At 70.9% G+C, this 20126-nt stretch carries 17 protein-coding genes; 12 read left to right on the forward strand and 5 right to left on the reverse strand.

Translation table 11 applies throughout. The annotated features are described in order from the left end of the window. The first annotated feature begins 144 nt into the window (after positions 1-144). From K7862_RS26475 to glgX, 6 genes are all read left to right on the forward strand, one after another. Positions 145-1359: a serine hydrolase domain-containing protein gene (locus K7862_RS26475; RefSeq protein WP_222966931.1), complete on the forward strand. Its 1215-nt coding sequence runs from the start codon at positions 145-147 to the stop codon at positions 1357-1359. A gap of 66 nt (positions 1360-1425) precedes the next feature. After that, positions 1426-1989, forward strand: a complete 564-nt coding sequence (locus tag K7862_RS26480) for a GNAT family N-acetyltransferase (RefSeq protein WP_222966933.1) — start codon at positions 1426-1428, stop codon at positions 1987-1989. A 176-nt stretch (positions 1990-2165) separates the two neighbouring features. Continuing rightward, positions 2166-3083 carry an NADP-dependent oxidoreductase gene (locus K7862_RS26485; protein ID WP_222966935.1) on the forward strand — a complete coding sequence of 306 codons (918 nt, stop codon included), beginning with the start codon at positions 2166-2168 and terminating at the stop codon, positions 3081-3083. Between the two features lie 145 nt (positions 3084-3228). After that, positions 3229-4518, forward strand: a complete 1290-nt coding sequence (locus tag K7862_RS26490; protein WP_222966937.1) for an MFS transporter — start codon at positions 3229-3231, stop codon at positions 4516-4518. A gap of 156 nt (positions 4519-4674) precedes the next feature. Then, positions 4675-5064: a hypothetical protein gene (locus K7862_RS26495; RefSeq protein ID WP_222966939.1), complete on the forward strand. Its 390-nt coding sequence runs from the start codon at positions 4675-4677 to the stop codon at positions 5062-5064. A 282-nt stretch (positions 5065-5346) separates the two neighbouring features. Further along, positions 5347-7515, forward strand: coding sequence for a glycogen debranching protein GlgX (gene glgX / locus K7862_RS26500; protein ID WP_222966941.1), 2169 nt, complete (start codon positions 5347-5349; stop codon positions 7513-7515). 358 nt (positions 7516-7873) lie between these two features. Here the strand turns inward: glgX and K7862_RS26505 are convergent, their stop codons facing one another. Then, complete coding sequence (locus K7862_RS26505; RefSeq protein ID WP_222966943.1) at positions 7874-9379, reverse strand: glycoside hydrolase domain-containing protein; 1506 nt, start codon at positions 9377-9379, stop codon at positions 7874-7876. Positions 9380-9913: 534 nt separating this feature from the next. Here K7862_RS26505 and K7862_RS26510 point away from each other — a divergent pair. Continuing rightward, positions 9914-10954, forward strand: a complete 1041-nt coding sequence (locus K7862_RS26510; RefSeq protein WP_308012198.1) for a GlxA family transcriptional regulator — start codon at positions 9914-9916, stop codon at positions 10952-10954. A gap of 10 nt (positions 10955-10964) precedes the next feature. Here K7862_RS26510 and K7862_RS26515 read toward each other — a convergent pair whose 3' ends face one another. Then, entirely contained in the window at positions 10965-11618 is a 654-nt protein-coding gene (locus K7862_RS26515) for an HD domain-containing protein (protein ID WP_222966945.1), read from the reverse strand. Between the two features lie 139 nt (positions 11619-11757). Between K7862_RS26515 and K7862_RS26520 the strand changes: the two genes are divergently transcribed. After that, entirely contained in the window at positions 11758-12327 is a 570-nt protein-coding gene (locus K7862_RS26520) for a hypothetical protein (protein ID WP_222966947.1), read from the forward strand. A 134-nt stretch (positions 12328-12461) separates the two neighbouring features. On the opposite strand, the gene K7862_RS26525 is transcribed toward K7862_RS26520, so the two are convergent. Beyond that, the gene (locus tag K7862_RS26525; protein ID WP_222966949.1) at positions 12462-13397 is read right to left on the reverse strand and encodes an aldo/keto reductase; all 936 of its coding nucleotides are present in this window, start codon (positions 13395-13397) and stop codon (positions 12462-12464) included. Positions 13398-13629: 232 nt separating this feature from the next. Between K7862_RS26525 and K7862_RS26530 the strand changes: the two genes are divergently transcribed. Together K7862_RS26530 and K7862_RS26535 are read left to right on the forward strand one after the other, a co-directional pair. Then, entirely contained in the window at positions 13630-14853 is a 1224-nt protein-coding gene (locus K7862_RS26530) for a serine hydrolase domain-containing protein (protein WP_222966951.1), read from the forward strand. Between the two features lie 222 nt (positions 14854-15075). Then, a complete protein-coding gene (locus K7862_RS26535) occupies positions 15076-15843 on the forward strand; it encodes a ZIP family metal transporter (RefSeq protein WP_222966953.1) in 768 nt (255 codons plus the stop codon). A 23-nt stretch (positions 15844-15866) separates the two neighbouring features. Here the strand turns inward: K7862_RS26535 and K7862_RS26540 are convergent, their stop codons facing one another. Further along, positions 15867-16619: an SDR family oxidoreductase gene (locus K7862_RS26540; RefSeq protein WP_222966955.1), complete on the reverse strand. Its 753-nt coding sequence runs from the start codon at positions 16617-16619 to the stop codon at positions 15867-15869. Positions 16620-16714: 95 nt separating this feature from the next. Next, positions 16715-17152, reverse strand: coding sequence for a VOC family protein (locus K7862_RS26545; protein ID WP_222966957.1), 438 nt, complete (start codon positions 17150-17152; stop codon positions 16715-16717). Positions 17153-17529: 377 nt separating this feature from the next. On the opposite strand from K7862_RS26545, the gene K7862_RS26550 reads away from it, so the two are divergent. Beyond that, on the forward strand, positions 17530-17928 hold the full coding sequence (locus K7862_RS26550; protein WP_308012199.1) for a PPOX class F420-dependent oxidoreductase: 399 nt from the start codon (positions 17530-17532) through the stop codon (positions 17926-17928). A gap of 194 nt (positions 17929-18122) precedes the next feature. Further along, the gene (locus K7862_RS26555) at positions 18123-19937 is read left to right on the forward strand and encodes a hydroxysqualene dehydroxylase (protein WP_222966961.1); all 1815 of its coding nucleotides are present in this window, start codon (positions 18123-18125) and stop codon (positions 19935-19937) included. Positions 19938-20126 lie beyond the last annotated feature (189 nt).

The following is a 20126-nucleotide window of genomic DNA, read 5'->3' on the forward strand; positions in this document are numbered from 1 at the left end:
AGGAGTGGAGACAGGTTTCGCGGGCGTATCGAAAACCGCATACGCCCCGGCAACCGCCTCGCGTCTTCGATGGACGCACGGACCGCGAGGCGTCCCATCGGGTGACGCAGCGGATGGTCGGCCGACGGGGAAGGGGCTGTGATCATGCACGAGAACGCGACGGGAGGCGTCGACAGGCGGAGCCTGCTCGGGTGGGGCGGGCTGGCGGCAGCCGGTGCGGCTGCGGCCGCCACGCCGATGGTGGGCGCCCAGCCCGCCCACACCGCCCCGGCCCCGGCCGGCGCCTGGATCCCGCGGGACTGCCTGCCCGGCGGCGCCTACGACCGGTACGTGGCGGAGCTGGCGGCCGCGGACAGGTTCTCCGGTGTCGTGCTGCTCTCGCACCGGGGCCGCACCGTGCTGTCCCGCAGTTACGGCATGGCCGACAAGGAGCGAGGGATCCCCAACCACGAGCGCGTCGCCTTCAATCTCAGCTCAGCGGGCAAGCCGTTCGTCGCGGTGGCACTCCTGCAGCTCGCGCAGCAGGGGAAGCTGAAGCTGGCGGACACCGTGGGCACCCACCTGACGGGCTTCGCCGAGGACATCGCCGAACAGGTGACCATCCATCACATGCTGGCCGGTATCTCCGGGCTCGACTCCCCGGACGAGGATCTGCAGCGCGTCTTCCAAAGCCGGGAGGAGGTGCACGACTACTACGAGGGGTGGGCCCGGCAGTCGAGGTTGGTGGCTCCCGTCGGCACTCCCACCGATCACGCGGGCGCCGAGATCGCTATCTCCGCGATGATCGTCGAGGCCGTGGCCGGTACGAGCTACTGGGACTACGTCGAGGAACACGTCTTCAGGCGCTGCGGCATGACCGGAACGGCCTTCGCCACCAGGCCGCAGTGGCTGACCGACACCCACATCGCGCATGCCTACATGACGCTTGCCGACGGCAGCCGGGTGGACGCCGTGCGCAACCTGGACAAGGGCAGCCCGCACCCCTACGAGCTGGGCAAGAACCCGGCCCGCCTGTTCATCGCCGCTCCCGGAGACGCGGGCTTCGCCACGGCGCCGGATCTGGTCAGGTTCGCCCACGGGCTGAGCGACGGCACACTGCTGGACCGGCCCTGGGCCGACGTGTTCACCGCGGCCAAGGTCCCGCACGGGCCGGCGAGCTTCGGCGCCTACCAAGTGCCCGTCAGCATCGTCCAGGGCCAGTGGGTGTACTCGCGCGCCGGCGGCGACCCCGGTGGCGGAGCCAACTGGAACATCTACCCGGACACCGGCTGGGTCGGCGTCATCCTCGGCAACCACGACGACTTCCCGCTGGTGGAGATGATCGAGCGGGAGACACAGGCCGTCACCGGCGGCCGCTGAGCAACTGCCGGCACGGAGCGGGACACCGTCGGACACCGGTCACGCCGCGTCGGGCATGATCAGCCCGTGGACACGTATCTGGAGACCGAGCGCCTGGCCCTGCGCCGTTTCACCGCCGACGACGCGGAGCTGCTGATCGAGCTGGACAGCGACCCGGCGGTGATGCGCTACCTGACCGGCGGACGACCGACCGCACCGGACCTCGTCCGCGAGCGCTATCTGCCCAACATCCTCGCCGGGTACCAGCGGTGGGGCGGTGACCTGGGACTGTTCGCGGCGCACGAGAAGGACGGCGGCGCGTTCATCGGCTGGTTCATTCTGCGCCCCGAGCCGGAGGGTCCGCTGGACGAGGTCGAACTCGGCTACCGGCTGCGGCAGGCGGCGTGGGGAAAGGGGTACGCCACCGAGGGCTCCCGTGCCCTGCTCCGCAAGGCGTTCACGGAACTCGGCGTCCGCATGATCTGGGCGGAGACGATGTCGGTGAACCACGGCTCCCGCAACATCATGGCCAAACTCGGCATGACGCACACGGACACCGTCCCCACTCCCCCCGACATGCAGGCGGTCGAGGGCTCCGAGCACGGAGGCGTCCGGTACGAGATCACCGCGGAGCGGTGGAGGCAGCAGTGACCAGCGTGCGGGTGTTCCGGGCCGTGGCCCGCGATGCCCGCGGCGGCACCGTCTGAGCACTCCGGGGAATACCGGGCCGCCTTCGCCCCTTTGCATGCGGTGGCACGGTCGCGCCCGGTTCTCCGGCGCGCGGCCGTCCAGGCCATGTCCGGACGGGGGAAGTCGGTGATCACGTGATGCGGGCGGTGCGGTTCCACGAGTACGGCGGGATCGATGTGCTGCGGGTCGAGGAGGTGGAACGGCCGGTACCCGGTCCCGGACAGGTGCTGGTCGAGGTCCGCGCGGCGGGAATCCAGCCCGGCGAGGCGCACATCCGCACCGGCGCGCTGCACGCGCGTTGGCCGGCGACGTTCCCCTCGGGGCAGGGAAGCGATCTGGCGGGTGTCGTGGTGGAGACCGGCCCGCACGTGCGAGGCTTCGCGGTGGGCGACGAGGTGCTCGGCTTCACCCACCGGCGCGCCAGCCATGCGCAGTTCGTGGTGGTCGACGACGTCCATCTGGTCTCCCGTCCCGCGGGGTTGTCCTGGGACGTGGCCGGCGCCCTGTACGTGGCGGGCACCACCGCCTACGCCACCGTGTTCGCCGTCGAGCCCGGCCCGGACGACACGGTCGTCGTCTCCGGAGCGGCCGGCGGCGTCGGGTCGCTGGCGGTGCAACTCGCGCGGCAGCGCGGCGCCACGGTGATCGGGCTGGCGAGCGAGCGCAACCACCCGTGGCTGAAGGAGCGCGGTGTGCTGCCGGTCGCCTACGGGCCGGGGGTGGCCGAGCGGATCCGTCAGGCGTCCGGTGACAGGGTCGACGCGTTCATCGACACCTTCGGCGACGGCTACGTGGCCCTGGCAGCGGAACTGGGCGCCCGGCCCGAGCGGATCAACACGATCAGCGACTGGCAGGCGGCGGCCAAAATCGGCGCGCGCACCTACGGCGAAGGCGCGGCGGCGTCCGCCGTCGTCCTCGGCGAGCTGGCCCGGTCGGCCGCGCGCGGCCTGCTGGAGGTACCGATCGCCCGCACCTATCCACTGGCGCAGGTGCGGGATGCCTTCCGCGAGCTGGAACAGCAGCACACCCACGGCAAGATCGTGCTCCGGCCCTGAGGACCTGCCAACGGGACGCGTGACCGGCCCGCGGACGCGTTGATCCACCTGTCCGGACTCGGCGCAGGCCCGCCGTCGAGGGCGTACTCCAGGCCGGCGCGGGCATGCGCCCCGACGGCCGCGCGGTGCCGACGGGAGGGCTGCGATGGAAACGCCATCAGCGCGAGCTCCGGCGGCACAGCCCCTGGAGGACGAGGCCCACCGAGGCGGTTCGCACGGACTGGCGCGCTACGTCCTCGCCGCCCTGCTCGTACGCAGCGCCGACAGCGGCGCGACCGTCGGGGTGGTCCTGCTGGCGCTCGCGGTGCGCGGCCACCCGGGAGGCGGCGCCGCCGCAGGCGGCCTGCTGGCGGCGGCACTCAGCGCCCCGCACCTGTTCGGCCCCTGGCTGGCCCGGCGACTGGACCGGGCACATGAAGGCCTTCGGCTGCTGGCCGGAGCGTTCGTGCTGTACGCGGTGGCGCTGGCCGGCACGGCGGTGGCGGTGGGCCGCGCACCGCTCGCGGTGGCGCTGTGCACCACGGCGGTCGCCGGATCCTGCGGGCCCTTGCTGACCGGTGGGTTGAGCAGCCGGCTGGCCGCGCTCGCCGGAGGCGGCGAGCACGCGCAGCGCCGTGCGCAGGGCTGGGACTCCACGACGTACGGGCTCGGCGGGACGCTCGGCCCCGCGGCGGTGGCGGGAACGGCGGCGCTCGCCGATCCGCGGGCCGCGCTGCTCGCTCTGTGCGGCGCGGCGACCACCGCGGCACTCCTCACCGCGACCCTGCCGTCGGCCCGTTCGGACGGCCCGCGTCCGAAGCCCGCGACCGCCGCGAACCCCGGGGCCACGCCCACCGTCCGCCAAGGCGTCGGCATCCTCGTCCGGCACGGTCCGCTGCGCCGCGTCACCGTCCTCACCCTCATGTCCGCGCTCGAACTGGGTGCGTTGCCGGTCATCGCCATGACGCACGGCCCTCAGCTCGCCCACCGCCCTTCGGCGGGTGCGGTGTTGACGACCGTCATGGGGCTGGGCAACCTCGCGGGTTCGCTGCTGGTGACGGCCGTGCCGTTGCGCGGGGACGCCGAGGTGTGGGCGCTGCGGCTGTTCGCCGTCCTGGCCGCGGTCACCGCACTCACCGCCTGCGCTCCCGGCTACGCCACGGCACTGGCCGGGTTCGCTCTGGTCGGCGTGGCCAACTCCTTCTCCTTCACGGCCACGTTGGCCGCCCGTTCCGCCTACGCCCCGCCGGCAGCGCGAGCCCAGGTCTTCGTCACCAGCGCCGGGCTGAAGGTCGCTGTGGCCTCCGTGGGAACAGCGGCGGCGGGGGCCGCCTCGGGCCTGGGCGGCCGGCTCATCCTGCTGGCCGCTGCCGCCTGCACCGCGGCCGCCGTCTGCGCCGCCCTCGCCGACCGCCTGCGCGCGGCCCGCCGCGCCGCGGACGCCCACGGCGTGTGAAGCGAGCCCGCAGGTGGGCACGGACCTGGCGGAGCCCTCGGGCCTCGGCGGTGAAGCCGAATATGGCCGCCATCATGGCGACGTTGACCAGTTCGGCATCGCAGTCTCGTTCTGGTCTCCGCAGGCGCCCTTGGACCACATCACCAGGAGGAACCCGTGTCGTGCCCGCAACCGCTCACCGCCGAGGAGAAGCTCGCCGACGCGAAGAAGCTGTTGAGCCTCCCGCCTGTCGTCGTGATCTGCGGGTCCACCCGCTTCATGACCGAGATGAACGAAGCCGATCTCCGGGAGACCGCAGCCGGAAAGATTGTCGTCAAACCGGGCTGCGACATGAAGTCGCCACACGAACTCTGGTCCGACCCTGCCGAGGCCGAGGCGCTGAAGGTACGACTCGACGATCTGCACAGGGCGAAGATCCGGCTCGCCGATGAGGTGCTCGTCGTCGGCGACTACATCGGAGACAGCACCCGCACCGAAATCGCCTACGCCCGATCGCAGGGCAAGCCCGTGCGGTTCACGCACGCCGAAGTCGACCCTGACGCCTGACCGCCCGCTGCCACCTCGACGCCCAGTCCGGCGGCCCGCCGTCTGACCGTCCCGCGGTGGCCTCGGCCGCCGCCCAGGCCACACCCTCCGCAAGCATCGCTGAGAATTGATCACCTAGCTTCGCCCGTGGCGGGTATACGGCTTCCGTAGCCAAGACACTGGCCGTGAGGGGGCAGCGTGGACGGGTCGGACGTGGTGCGCGGAAGCCGGAGCATCGGACGGCAGCAGCGCAGGGGCCAACGGGCCGAACAGCGGGGCCAGCGCAGAGCGGCAGCCCGGACGGTGGAGAAGTGGACCGGGCGCGCCGCGCCGCTCGGCGCCACCTATGACGGCGCGGGCACCAACTTCGCGCTGTACTCCAGCGTCGCGGACCGGGTCGAACTCTGCCTGCTCGACGACGCCAGGCACGAGACCCGGGTGGAGCTCACGGAGGTCGACGGCTTCATCTGGCACGCCTACCTGCCCGGTGTGGGCCCCGGCCAGCGGTACGGCTACCGGGTGCACGGCCCCTACGACCCCGGCAGCGGTCATCGCTGCAACCCGGCGAAGCTCCTGCTGGACCCCTACGCCAAGGCGATCGACGGCCAGGCCGACGGCCACGAGTCGCTCTTCGGCTACCCGTTCGCCGATCCCGCGGCCCGCAACACGGCCGACAGCAGGACGCACGCCATGCTCTCGGTGGTCGTCGACGAGGAGTTCGACTGGGCCGGCGACCGCGCACCGGGCCACTCGTACCACGAGTCCGTCATCTACGAGGCGCACGTCCGCGGCCTGACGATGCGCCACCCCGGTGTGCCGCCCGAGCTGCGGGGAACCTACGCCGGCCTGGCGCATCCCGAGGTGGTGGGCCACCTGACGCGCCTGGGTGTCACCACCGTGGAGCTCATGCCGGTCCACCAGTTCGTGCAGGACGGCCACCTGCTGGACCGGGGGCTGTCCAACTACTGGGGCTACAACACCATCGGCTTCTTCGCCCCGCACAACGGCTATGCCTCCACCGGCGGCCGCGGCGGCCAGGTGGCCGAGTTCAAGTCCATGGTCAAGGCGCTGCACGCGGCCGGCATCGAGGTGATCCTCGACGTGGTCTACAACCACACCGCCGAGGGCAACCACATGGGCCCCACCCTCTCCTTCCGCGGCATCGACAACCCCGCCTACTACCGGCTGGTCGACGACGACCCGGCGCACTACTTCGACACCACCGGCACCGGCAACAGCCTGCTCATGCGCAGCCCGCACGTGCTGCAGCTGATCATGGACAGCCTGCGCTACTGGGTGACCGAGATGCACGTCGACGGCTTCCGGTTCGACCTGGCCGCCACCCTGGCCCGGCAGTTCCACGAGGTGGACCGGCTGTCCGCGTTCTTCGACCTGGTCCAGCAGGACCCGGTCGTCTCCCGGGTCAAGCTGATCGCCGAACCGTGGGACGTCGGCGAGGGCGGTTACCAGGTGGGCAACTTCCCGCCGCTGTGGAGCGAGTGGAACGGACGCTACCGGGACACGATCCGCGACTTCTGGCGGACCTCCGACTCCGTCCTGCCCGAACTGGCCTCGCGGATCACCGGGTCCTCCGACCTCTACCAGGACGACAGCCGCCGACCGCGCGCCTCGGTCAACTTCGTCACCTGCCACGACGGTTTCACCCTGCGCGACCTGGTGTCGTACAACGACAAGCACAACGAGGCCAACGGCGAGGACAACCAGGACGGCGAGAGCACCAACCGGTCCTGGAACAGCGGCGCGGAGGGCGAGACCGACGACGCCGAGGTGCTGGCGCTGCGCGCCCGCCAGCAGCGCAACCTGCTGACCACCCTGCTGCTCTCGCAGGGCGTACCGATGATCTGCCACGGCGACGAGCTGGGCCGCACGCAAGGAGGCAACAACAACGCCTACTGCCAGGACAACGAACTGTCCTGGGTGGACTGGGACCTCGACGCCGAGCGCCGCGGGCTGCTCGACTTCACCAGCCGGCTGATCGCGCTGCGCCGTGACCATCCTGTCTTCCGGCGGCGCCGCTTCCTGCGCGGCGACCCGGACGGCACCGGCCGCGGGGACGCGGTGTGGCTGACGCCGGGCGGGCGGCAGATGCGCGACGAGGACTGGCAGCGGGCCGATGCCCACGCGGTCGCCCTGCTGCTCAACGGCGAGGCGGTCGCGGAACCGGGACCACGCGGCGAGCGGATCGTCGACGACTCGTTCCTGCTGCTGCTCAACTCCCATTGGGAGCCGCTGGACTTCGTGCTGCCCGATCGCACGCATGGTGAGCGGTGGCGGATCCTGGTGGACACCGCGGAGGAGCCGGACGCCGTCGACGAGACCGAGATCAAGGCCGGCGGCACGGTCCCCGTGGCGGCCAGAACCGCCGTCCTGCTGACCCGTCCGCATGCGGGCACCGGCGGCCTGGCCCGCCGCGCGTGGGCGAACGCCACCCGCAAGCGGCGCCAGGGCTAGGGCGTTGCGGATCATCCGATCGCTGGTCCGGGTGTGCCGTTGAGCAACGCGCAGTGGGCGCGGACCGAGCCGTTGTCGCCGGACCGGACGGACGGGCGAGGCGGGCGGTGGCGGGATCAGCGTGCGGCTGCGGATGTGGTCCACCGACGGCACCTCCGGTGTCGGTCGGCTCCCCGATCGGGCGCGCCCACCAGCACGCGGTCGGGGCCCGCAGACAAGGGCCCCGGCCGGCGAACCGGCAGGTCATGCCATGGACCGGTCCCGCGCCGGCCTGGCCACCCGTGACGGCGAGACCGCCACCCTCCACCTCGCCGGACTCGGCATCGTGGGCATGCCTGGCCGTCCGGGGTTGGGTCGTTCAGGATCCGATGAGTGTCCAGTAGGCGTTGACTTCGGCCCAGTTGGTCCAGCCGCCGGCGCTGCTCTGGGAGTAGCCCATGTGCCCGCCGCTCCCGAGTGCGAACGCGGTGTTCTGGGCGGTGTCCGGGTCGTAGACCAGGGTGGGATCCTCGGCGAAGTTGTTCCAGTAGCCGTTGGCCTCGGTCCAGTTCGACCAGCTCGCACCGTCGTTGCCGCTCTGCGCGTAACCGATACGCCCGTCACCACCGCGAGCGAAGACCGTCATCCGGTTGGTCGTGGGGTTGAAGATCACATGCGGGTCACCGGAGAAGTTGTTCCAGTAGGCATTGACCTCCGCCCAGTTCGACCAGCTCACACCGCCATTGCTGCACTGGCTGTAGCCGATACGGCCATCACCGCCACGGGCGAAGACGGTGACCCTCTTCGTGGTCGAGTTGTACACCGCCGAAGCATCACCCTTGAAATTCGACCAGTACGGGTTCACCTGGGTCCAGTTCGACCAGCTCGCACCGTTGTCGGTGCTCCTGCTGATGCCCATGGCACCGTCGGCCGACCCGCGGGCGAAGAGCAGCGTCGCCTTGGCATCCGGGTCATAGACCGCGTTCGGTGTGCCCTGCAACGCCCAATAGCCGTTGGCCTCGGCCCAGTCGCTCCAGCTGGCCCCGCCGTTCGAACTGTTGGTGAAGCCCAGATGACCCCCCGACCCCAGACCGAACAGGCTCATCACCCTCCCACCCGGGTTGTACACCGCCCAACTGCTGTCCGAAGTAGCGGCGCTGGAGTTCCCGTTTCCGGGGACCGAGACGCCCCACTGACCGAAGTCGTCGACGACGGCCTGGTCTTCGTCGACCGACGTGCCGCCGACCTGTATGTCGTTCTGGATCTGCCGCAGTTGGGCGCGGGAATCCCAGTTGCCGCCGGACCAGGCGTAGGTCTGCCAGCCCCAGCTGATCTTGGAGCTGTTGAAGAGCTGCTGGATCGCGTAGTAACCGCCGTACGCACCGGTGCGGTCGCGGCCGATCACCGAGGCGATTCCGTCGAAGTACGCCTCGATCGCGGAAAGGTCCGCGGACTGCACGTCCCAGTCGACACTGAAGTAGATCGGCCGGTCGGCCGGCATTCCGGCCGCCGCTGCCGCACTCTGGGCCTGCTGTGCGTCGCTGACGCCCTGGGAAAGGCCGTTCCGCGGCGCGTACTGCCCCATTTCCCAGTTGCACACCACGTCGATCCCGGCGTTGATGAACGCCAGCGCGCTGCTGCGGGTCAGCGACCCGGGGCCGGCAAGGTACTGGCAGACGAAGGTGTAGCCGTCCGCGGTGATCGTCGAGGGGCTCGGGTTCGGATAGGTGTTGAAGTCCAGGCCCAGCCTCGTGGCGGCCGAAGCGGCTGACGGGTCGCCCAGGTCGAGCCCGAGTTTGACTCCTGTGCCGACGGTCACGGCCGCCATCGCCGCGAGGAGGCGCCGGCGCGAGAGCGATGTGGGGACGTGCTGCTTTTCGGTCAACTTCCACTCCTGGTCTGCGGAGAACGGAACGAGATGAGGGGGGTCGCAGCGGTTGTGGTGACGGCGCATCAGGTTCTGCGGAGCATGAGCCCGTTCTCTTCCCTGTTGTCGGTGCGCGAGGACCCGGTGGTGCTCGGAGGCCGGGTTACGGCACCGAATCTAGGAGCCACCGTCCTGGATCCGTCCTTGTTCCGTCCTTGCAGGGTTTCCTTCGCTGCCGAGCGCGGCGAAGCTCGGGGCACATGGCGTCCCTTCCTCACCGAACCGTCTCGGACGCCAGGACAGCCTCGCCCCACAGCCAGGGACCGCTGCCGCTGGCCGGGCGATTCCCGAGTGCTCATCCCGCGCTCAGCACGAAAGGCCCTGACCCTCTGGTGCGGAGCAGATCCACGACGTCGCGTTCGCCCTCGGGCGCCGTGTGAATGGCTCCGCTCTCCGTACTCACCGCGCTGAGACGCCGTGTCGCCACGGACCGGGATCGCATAGATTGGGACATCGCGTCCGTCGTGGTGACGCGGCCGGGCGAAGGTGCGAGTGACGAGGGGGTTGACCGCGGTGGTGGAGCAGGCGGGGACGAGGCCGGCGAGAGGCGTCGCTTTCCTGGTCTTCGACGGGATGAAGATGCTCGACGTCTCGGGCCCGGCCGAGGTCTTCGCCGAGGCGACTCGGTTCGGCGCCGCGTACGACCTGCGCTACGTCTCCCCCGACGGTCAGCCGGTCCTCACCTCGATCGGGACGCCCCTGACGGTCGACGGCCCGGCCGACGAGGTGGCCGGCATCGACACCGTGATCGTCTCCGGCGCCGACGCCCTGCCGACCTCGCCGATCCCGGCCGAGCTCGTCGCGGCGGCCCGCGCCCTGCGGATGCGATGCCGCCGCATGGTCTCCATCTGCACGGGCTCCTTCGTCCTCGCCGCCGCGGGTCTGCTCGACGGGCGCCGCGCCACCACCCACTGGCGCCACGCCGGCCTGCTGGCGCGCGCCTACCCGGCCGTCTCGGTCGCGCCGGACGCGCTCTTCGTCCACGACCACGGCATCTACACCTCGGCCGGGGTGTCGGCCGGCATCGACCTCGCCCTGTCGCTGGTCGAGGAGGACCACGGGCCGGACCTCGCCCGTGAGGTCGCCCGCAACCTGGTCATGTTCATGCAGCGGCCTGGCGGCCAGTCCCAGTTCGCAGCGCCGCTGGAGGTCCGGGCTCCGCGGACACCCACCCTGCGTACCGTCGTCGACCTCGTGGCGGCACAGCCCGCACTCGATCACAGCACGACCTCGCTGGCGCGGCAGGCCGGAGTGAGTACCCGGCACCTGACGCGGCTCTTCGCCGCCGAGCTCGACACCACGCCGGCGAAGTTCGTCGAGCGCACCCGGCTGGACCACGCCAAGTCCCTGCTGGATGCCGGCCACGGGGTCGCCGAGACGGCCCGCGCGGTCGGCTTCGGCAGCGCCGAGACGATGCGGCGGTTGTTCGTCGCCAGGTTCGGGGTCTCCCCCAGCCAGTACCGGGCACGCTTCACGACCACGACCACGAGCACGAGCACGACGTCGGCGGTCGTGGACCTCGCGGGTCAGTGAGCTCGGCCGCTCACTCCGGCCATGCGTTGCCCTGGATGATGTCGACGAAGTTGGCCCGCTTGAAGCGCAGGTCGAAGTGGGCGAGAACGTCGTCGTTCATCGTGCCGAAGGTCGAGTCCGGCCGGTCGGCCATGCCCTCGTAGAAGGCGTGCAGGATCTGGCGCTTGAAGTCGGGGCGCGGGTGCGCCTCGACGACAGCCTGCTTGTCGGCGTCGGAGATCTGGTCCAGCTCCAACCCCAGGACGTCGGTCTCGACACCGAGGGTGACCACGCCGACCTCGGGCGCCAGGTGCATCGGGATCTCGGGTGTGGTGTGCAGCGCGATCGCGAGCCAGACGTTGCGGGCCTCCTCTTCGGAGCGGCCGTGCTCGCGCAGGAAGCCGTAGGCGGCGTCCGCGCCGTCGACCTCGAAGCGCTGGCTCGTCGTACGGAACTTCCTTGTGAGGCCGAGGTCGTGGAACATGGCGCCGACGTAGGCGAGCTCCGGGTCGACCTCGATGCCACGGGCCTTGCTCTTGAGCATCCCCCAGAGGAAGACGCGGCGGGAGTGGTGGAACAGCGTGCTGCCGACCAGCGGGTCGTCGGTCGCAGCGCGGACGAGGGCGGTCGCCGCCCGGGCGAGCCCGGTGTCGGGAACGGTGATGCCGGCGATGGTCTCGGTCATGACGTGCTCCTGGGAGGTGGAAGTGGGGACACCGTCAAGGCTGGTCCGGAAGCCGCGCCACCCGTCCCGCTTGTTCGGACACACGTCGCTCAAGTTGCGACACCCCGCCCCCGGGGGGGCGAGACCGCCTGAGCGCTGGATGACGTTCGCCCGGCAGACCCCCGAGATCGACGGCGTGGACATCCATCCGCACGTCCCCTCACCGGAGGCCGTACAGCCGTTCCTGGACTACGTGCTGCCCAGGCTGCGGCCCGACCAGACCTTCCTGGTCACCGAGTTCTCGCTGGTCTGGTACTGGCAGGCCCACATGAGCGACCGGATCCCGGCGCGGTTCGCGGACCGTTACGGGTTCGACCCCACCAGCCAGGTCTGGCAGGTGATCCAGGCCTCGATCGAGCAGCCGTTCCCCCAGGAGCAGTGGGACTTCTTCCTCTCGACGAGTCCCTGGTACGAGAGCCAGAAGTACTTCCTGCGCGACCAGATGCAGAAGTTCCGGGACACCGGCCGCCTGGCGGTCGCCACGTACGGCTATCGCCAGGGGCCGTCGATGGTGAAGGACTTCGGGCCGGGCAAGCCGCCGTGGCTGCTCAACACCGTCTTCGCACCCGACACCGTCGAGCCGTGGCGCAACGGCACCACCGGACGCGGTTATGCGTGGATCGAGGAGTTCCGGGCTCTCCAGCAGGGCGTCCCGAACGCGATCGGCTGACGCGCCGCTCCCGGACCGGCCGCACGGACAGGGGCGCCCCACCGATGGTGACCGGTGGGGCGCCGGTGTCCGTGCGGCCGGCGGCTCCGGAGCCTCTGCGACCGCGCAGTGCCCGGATGCCGCCGCGTGACGTGTCAGGGAACAAGGTGGCCCGCGGCGCGGAACAGCTCGTACCACTCCGCCCGGGTCAGCCGGAGGTCCGAGCCCTGGGCGGCGCCCGCGACGCGTTCGGGGCTGGTGGTGCCGAGCACGACCTGCATCTGAGCGGGGTGGCGGGTGATCCAGGCCGTCGCGATCGCGATGGCGGGAACGTCGTACTGGGCGGCGAGACGGTCGATGACCGCGTTGAGTTCGGGGTAGTCCGGCGAGCCGAGGAAGACGCCGGTGAAGAAGCCGGCCTGGAACGGGGACCACGCCTGGACGGTGATGTCGTTCAGACGGCAGTAGTCGACGATGCCACCGCCGTCGAGGGTCGCGGCCTGCTGCTCGGCGAGCATGTTCGCCGCGACCCCCTGCGTGACGATCGGCGCGTGCGTGATCGACAGCTGAAGCTGGTTGGCCACGATGGGCTGACGCACGTACCGGCGCAGCAGGTCGATCTGGCGGGGCGTGTGGTTCGAGACGCCGAAGGCCCGTACCTTGCCGGAGGACTCGAGTTCGTCGAATGCGCGGGCCACCTCCTCGGGCTCGACCAGCGCGTCGGGGCGGTGGAGCAGCAGGATGTCGATGCGGTCGGTCCCCAGGGCGGCGAGAGAACCCTCGACCGACGTCATGATGTGCTCGTACGAGAAGTCGTAGTAGGGGCCGTCCGTGACGATGCCGGCCTTGGTCTGGATCGTGATCTGGTCGCGCTGCGACGGGGTCAGCGCCATCGCCTCGGCGAAGCGGCGTTCGCAGGCGTGCAGTTCGCCGCCGTAGATGTCGGCGTGGTCGACGAAGTCGATACCCGCGTCACGCGCGGTGCGCACGAGTTCCCGGACCTCCTCGTCGGATTTGTCGGCGATGCGCATCAGGCCGAGCACGACGTTCGGGGCGAGGATGTCGGTGCCGGGCAGGGTGAAGGTCTTCACGACGGCTTTCCTTTCAGACGTACAGGTCCGCACAGGACAAGCGGGGCCGCCGGCTCCGCCAGGTACATCAAACCCGTGCCGGTTCACCGGGGAGCCGCCGGGGTGACCAGGTGGAACACGGCGTACGGGGGCTGACCCCACCTCGGGGGTGGGTGGCAGCAGGATCGCCCCGCGCGCCGGAGGTGGATTGACTTGCGGTGACGGTTCGTCGAGCGGAAACGGGGTGTCGGTGATGGGTGCGGCGGCAGGAAAGCGCGGACTTGTGGTGGCGTGGGCGGTGGCTCTGGTGACCACCGCGCTGGCCGCGGTGCCCGCCACGGCACGGACCGGGACGGCGCCCGGCGAGCGGCCGTCCGCGGGCGGCTCGACGGACGGCGGCTACTCCGTGGCCGACCTGCGAAGGGACCTCGCCGCCGTGCGGGCGGCCGGCGACGGGCAGGTGAACGTGGTGGCCGAGCTGGACCGGGCCGGTCAGGCCCCGCTCACCGCCCGCTCCAGCGCCGCGCTCCCCCGCGATCCGGAGTTCCGGGTGGCCAGCACCAGCAAGACCTTCACGGCGGTGGTCGTGCTCCAACTCGTCGCGGAGGGGCGGCTGTCGCTGGACGACACGGTCGACAGGTGGCTGCCCGGCGTGGTGGCCGGCAACGGCAACGACGGCTCCCGCATCACCCTGCGCGACCTGCTGCGGCACACCAGCGGCCTGTACGACTATGTGGCCGATCCGGAGATCCAGGACAAACTCCTCAACCACTTCGAGGAGAACCGGTACGACGACACACCGGCGGCCGACCTGGTGGCCGTCGCGATGCGCCACGCGCCGCTGTTCACGCCGGGCGAGGGTCCGCAGCAGTGGGCCTACTCCAACACCGACTACCTGCTGGCGGCGATGATGGCGGAGAAGGCAACCGGGCAGAGGTGGGACGAGATGGTCGAGCACCGCGTGATCGCGCCCCTCGGCTTGCGGCACACCTACATCCCCGGCGCCGGCCCGTTCCTCGTCGGCCCGCACGTGCGGGTGACCGTCGACGGCCCGGACGGCAAGCCGGTCGACCTGACGGAGGAGAGCTTCGAGCACACGGCCGACTCCGGTGTGGTCAGCACGCCGTCGGACCTGAACACCTTCTTCCGCGCGCTGGCCGGCGGCCGGCTGCTGCCGGCCGCGCAGTGGCGGGAGATGCGGGAGACCGTCCCCTACGACGACCTGCCGGTGCCGCCCGCGGGCCGGCAGGGCGGCTACGGACTCGGACTGCGGGTCCTACCGCTGACCTGCGGCGGGGTGTACTACATGCACGAGGGTGACGGGCTGGGCGTGTACGCGCGGCCCGCGGCGTCCGCGGACGGGCGCCGCGCCGTGACGGTGTCCATCACGACCACCACCGCCCTGATCGACCAGGACCGGGTCAACCGGGCGGTGCAGTCGCTCACCGACCACGCGCTCTGCGGACGCGCCGGCTAGGTCGGCCGGCCCGCGCCGCTGCGCGAGTCGGTACTCTCAGGTGCCGCCCGAGGCGATGCTGACACTGCCCGCCCAGAGCGACCGCCGAAGAAGGCCGCGTGCGGCGCCCGGAATTGAAGGTGTCCCGCCCAACCCGTGCATCAACGCGGGCTGCGAACCCTGGTCTTTCCGAATGGCCTAACTGATTGGTCGTCAGGGAAGGCGGGTGCCGATAATCGCGTCATGGCTGCGATCGTCGCCGCGGGCGCGTTCTTGATGACGCTGATCGGCGGGATCGTCGCGCAGCGCGTCGGCGACCGCCGCCATCTCGTTCTGGGGCTGGCCGCCGGGCTGATGCTCGGCGTGGTCGGCTTCGATCTGCTGCCCGAGGCGCTGAGTGCCCAACCGCACCAGATCTTCCACGTGCCCGCCGCACTGGTGTTGTTCGTCGGCGGTTTCCTCACCATCCATGTGGTGGAGCGGTCGGTGGCGATGCACCGTGCACATGAGGGCGAGTACGCGAGCCATGAGCACGCCCACGCCGTCGGCCACGGTCACGGCCACGGCCACGACGCTCCGGGCCTCGGTGTGGCGGCGGCCGGCGCGCTCATCGCGCACAGCCTGTTCGACGGCTTCGCCATCGGCGCTGCGTTCCAGGCCGGTTCCGGCGTCGGCTCGGTGGTGGCCATCGCCATCATCGCGCACGACTTCGCCGACGGTTTCAACACCTACACCTTGACCCGGCTGTACGGCAACGAGCGGCGCAAGGCGATCGCCCTGGTGGCCGGCGACGCCGTCGCACCGGTGGTCGGCGCGTCGCTGACCTTGGCTTTCACCATCCCCGAAGGGGTGCTCGGCCTCTATCTCGGGTTCTTCGCCGGCTTCCTGCTCTACCTCGCGACCTCCGACATCCTGCCGGAGGCGCACAGTTCGCACCCGTCGCGCGCCACGTTGCTGTTCACGGTCGCGGGGGCGGGGTTCATGTGGCTGGTGGTCGGCCTGACCGGCTGACCGTCGGGCGGCGCGTGCCCGGATCAGATCTGGTTGAGTCCGCCGTCGACATACAGTTCGCTGCCGGTGACGTAGCTGCTCTCCTTCGAGGCGAGGAAGAGCGCCGCGGCGGCGATCTCGTCGGGGTGACTCATGCGGCCGAGCGGGACCTGGCTGGTCAGCATCGCCTTGAGCATCTCGGCCTCCTCGGCGTTCGGGGCGAGGCCGGTGATGCCGGCGGTGTCGGTCACACCGGGCACGAGCGTGTTCACCCGGACGTGGCGGCCTTTGAGTTCGTTGGCCCAGGTGCGGCCGAAGGAACGCACGGCCGCCTTGGAGGCCGCGTAGACGCCGAACGCCTCGGCTCCGCTGCCGGCTGCCGTGGAACCCGTCAGGATCACCGAGGCGCCCTCGGAGTTGAGCAGGGGCAGCGCCTTCTGGACGGTGAAGAGCATGCCTTTGACGTTGGCGTCGAACGTGGCGTCGAAGTGCTGCTCGGTGATCTGTTCCAGGGGCGCGAACTCGCCGCCGCCGGCGTTCGCGAACAGCACGTCCACGAGCTTGCCCCGCTCGGCGACACTCGCGTACAGGCGGTCGAGGTCAGCCGGATCGGAGACGTCTCCGCGGACCCCGGTGGCGTCGGCCCCGAGCTGGGCGACCGCGTCGTCCAGTGCCTCCTGGCGGCGCCCGGTGATGAACACGTACGCGCCTTCGGCGGTGAACCGCTTGGCCGCGGCCAGCCCGATCCCGCTGGTACCCCCGGTGACGACGGCCGTCTGATCCTTGAGTTGCTCCATGATTTTCCTCTTCCAGCTCGGAACGGGCATCCCTGCCGGGTTTCGTTCCTCGTGTGGTCGGTTCGCCGCAGCGGGCCGGGGCCGCGGTGCGGAGGTCAGCCGACCGGACTGGCGCCGTGCTGGAAGACGTTGATGAAGTTGCCGTCGTTGTCCCGGATGGCGGTGGAGACGCTCCCGTCGCCCAGGTCCAGCTCGCTCCACACGATCGTGACCCCGTGGTCGCGGAACCATCGCGTCGCGGCGGCGAGGTCCTGGACGCGGAAGACGAGCGCCTTGGTGCCGATCGGCCGGATGTGTGCCGGAGGGTCGGCGGTCAGTTCGGGCAGCCGGAAACCGTCGGGCGTCCGGAGCAGCTCCAGCTTGAAACCAGGCCCCTGCAGGTAGGCCACGTCGGCGTTGATCGCGTCGAAACGCGACGTCGCCAGGAGTTCGAGCCCGAAGATTTGGCGCCACCACTCGACGGACGCGTCGATATCACTGACGGTCACCGTGATGTTGTGCAGGGTGAACGAGAAACGGTCGGACTTCCCCATGACCATCATCACTTCTGTGTCGTTGACTGCGTGCCTCCTGCGGCCACTGACGCACCCGCCGCCACGCCGGGCTCCCTCTCCAGGGTGCGTCCGCCCCTAGGGGGCGGCAACTTCGCGGGCGCGCGTAACCGTCGGGCCGGCGTCGTCGTTGAACCACACGGATCCCCCCTTGATGGCCTGCGCTGTCCACCCCCCCGGCGCGCAGGCCATCGCCCTGTCCGGGCCGCGGGCCGCGTTCCCGTACCGGCCATCTGATCGAGAGAGCCGGATGACGTCATTGGCGGGTGAACGTTCGCTCGGCGTGGAGTTCAGCGCACCGACCTACGATGGTCGCGCGGGCCCTCCGGCCTCGCGCAGATCCCCCGATTGGACACGCCGTGACCGCGCTTGACCCCCGCACGCTCGACGCGCTCACCCGCGCCCGCTACGTCAGCCTGACGACCTACCGCAAGGACGGCACGCCGGTGGCCACCCCGGTGTGGCACGTCGTGGACGGCGGACGGCTGTACGTATGGACCGAGGCCGGCTCCTGGAAGGTCAAGCGGCTGCGGCGGGATCCCCGGGTCGAGGTCGTGGCTTGCGACGTGCGCGGCCGGATCAAGCCCGGCGCCGCCGAAGCGGTGGGCTCCGGCCGGCTGCTCGACGCCGACGGCGTGGAAGCGGTCCGCCGTCTGCTCGGCCGGAAGTACCTGCTCGCCCGCATCGGCGATTGGTACGCCACCCTCTCCGGCCGGCGCCGCCGCCATCCGATCGTCGCTGTGGAGATCACCTTCTGATCCGACCGGTCCTCCGGCGCTGCTGCGACCGGGCCGGTCGAACCGGTCGCGCTGGTCGAACCGGTCGCACTGGTCGCACTCGTCGAACGCAGTGTGCAGGTGCTGTGCATCAGCGGATCCGGGAGGTGATGGGCCGTCACCTTTGCGGGGAGTATGGGGTCCCTTCGACCCCCATCTACCCACAGGGATGCATCATGACGAGCAGTCAGTCACGGCGCGGCTTCCTCTCCACCGTCGGCGGGGTCGGTGCTCTCGCGCTGCGCCCGGCGGGCCACACGGATCCCGGGACCCACGCCCGGCCGGCCACCCGGACTTCGGAGGCCGGTGCGTCGGCGCCGCGCACCGTCGCGGTGCTCGGCGGCGGAGTGTCGGGACTGAGCGTCGCCCACGAACTCGCCGAGCGCGGTTACGCGGTGACCGTGTACGAGTACTACACGGCGCTCGGCGGCAAGGCCCGCAGCATGGACGTGCCCGGCACCGCCGGCGCCGGGCGCAAGCCGTTACCCGGCGAGCACGGATTCCGCTTCTTCCCCGGCTTCTACCGGAATCTGCCGGACACGATGCGCCGGATTCCCTTTGCCGGCAACGCCGACGGTGTGCACGGGAACCTCCGCAACGCCACCGAGGCGCGGCTGGCCCGGTCCGGCGGCCGGCCCGATCTGTTCCTGCCGTTCCGTACGGTCACCGCGCCGCCCGGACCCGGCGAGCTGTCCCCCGAGGCGCTGCGCGCGTCCCTGGTGGGCGTGCTGAACACCGTCTTCCACCTGCCGGCCACCGAGGTCGCCTACTTCGCGGAACGTTTCCTGGTCCACCTCACCAGTTGCGACCGGCGCCGCGAGGAGCAGTGGGAGAAGGTTCCGTGGTGGGACTTCATCCGTGCGGGCGAGATGTCCTACGACTACCAGCGGCTGCTCGCCGTGGGGCTGACCCGCGACCTCGTCGCGACCAAGGCCGAGCAGGCCAGCACCCGCACCGTCGCCCGCACGATCCTGGAGGCCTTCCTGGTCAACGGGATCCTGGGGCTGGGTGTCGACGGGGACCTGGACCGTGTACTGAACGCGCCGACCAGTGAGGCCTGGATCGACCCCTGGGTGGCCCACCTGCGCTCGCTCGGCGTCACGTTCCAGCTGGACACCGAAGTGACCGAGGTCGTCCACGACGGCGGGCGGATCAGCGGGGTGCGCGTCGCCGCCCCGGGCGGCGGGTCGCAGCGCACCGTCACCGCGGACTACTACGTCTCCGCCCTGCCGGTCGAGCACGCCCGCGCGACCTGGGGAACCGCACTGCGCGCCGCCGACCCCCAACTGGCGCGCTGCGACAAGCTGAGCACCGACTGGATGGTGGGGGTGCAGTTCTATCTGCGTGACCCCGTGCGGATCGTCCACGGGCACGCCATCTACCTCGACTCGCCGTGGTCGCTGACCACCATCTCGCAGGCGCAGTTCTGGGATCGGGATTTCCCGGCCGACTACGGGGACGGCTCGTCCGTCGACTGCCTGTCGGTGTGCGTCTCGGAGTGGAACGAGCCGGGGATCCTGTACGGGAAGACCGCCAAGGAGTGCACGCGGGACCAGGTCGTCGAGGAGACCTGGGCGCAGCTGAAGGCGGCGCTGAACGACACCGGCGAGACCGTCCTGGCCGACGCGAACCTGCGCTCCTGGTTCATGGACCCCGCCGTCACCGGGCTGGGCGGGCCCACACCGGGCAACCGCGAGCAGTTGCTCATCCATCCGGCCGGCACCCTCTACAACCGGCCGTCGGCGAGGACGGCCGTCCCGAACTTCTTCCTGGCCGGGGACTATGTGCGGACCGACGTCGACCTGGCGACCATGGAGGGCGCCAACGAGGCCGCCCGCCGCGCGGTCAACGCCCTCCTGGACGCGGACGGGTCGACGTCCGAGCGCTGCGAGGTCTGGACGCTGTTCCGGTCACCGGAGCTGGAGCCCCTCAAGCTCGTCGACGAAGTCCGCTACGGGCTCGGGCTGCCCAACACGTTCGACCTGGGGTGAGAGAGGGGGCGTCGAGACGCGCCCCTAGCCCGCACGAGGCCCGCGGGTCCCCGATGCGTTGCGCATCGGGGACCCGCGGGCCTTGTGCTGCGCCCGGTGCCGGGGCCGAGCCGTGCCGAGGGCGGCGCGGGACGCGCTGATCGTCGAGCTACGCGCAGAGCGCTCCGGCTTCCGTAGGATCGCGTCGCG

The organism is Actinacidiphila acidipaludis, from assembly GCF_019890725.1.
Taxonomy (GTDB): Bacteria; Actinomycetota; Actinomycetes; order Streptomycetales; family Streptomycetaceae; genus Actinacidiphila; species Actinacidiphila acidipaludis.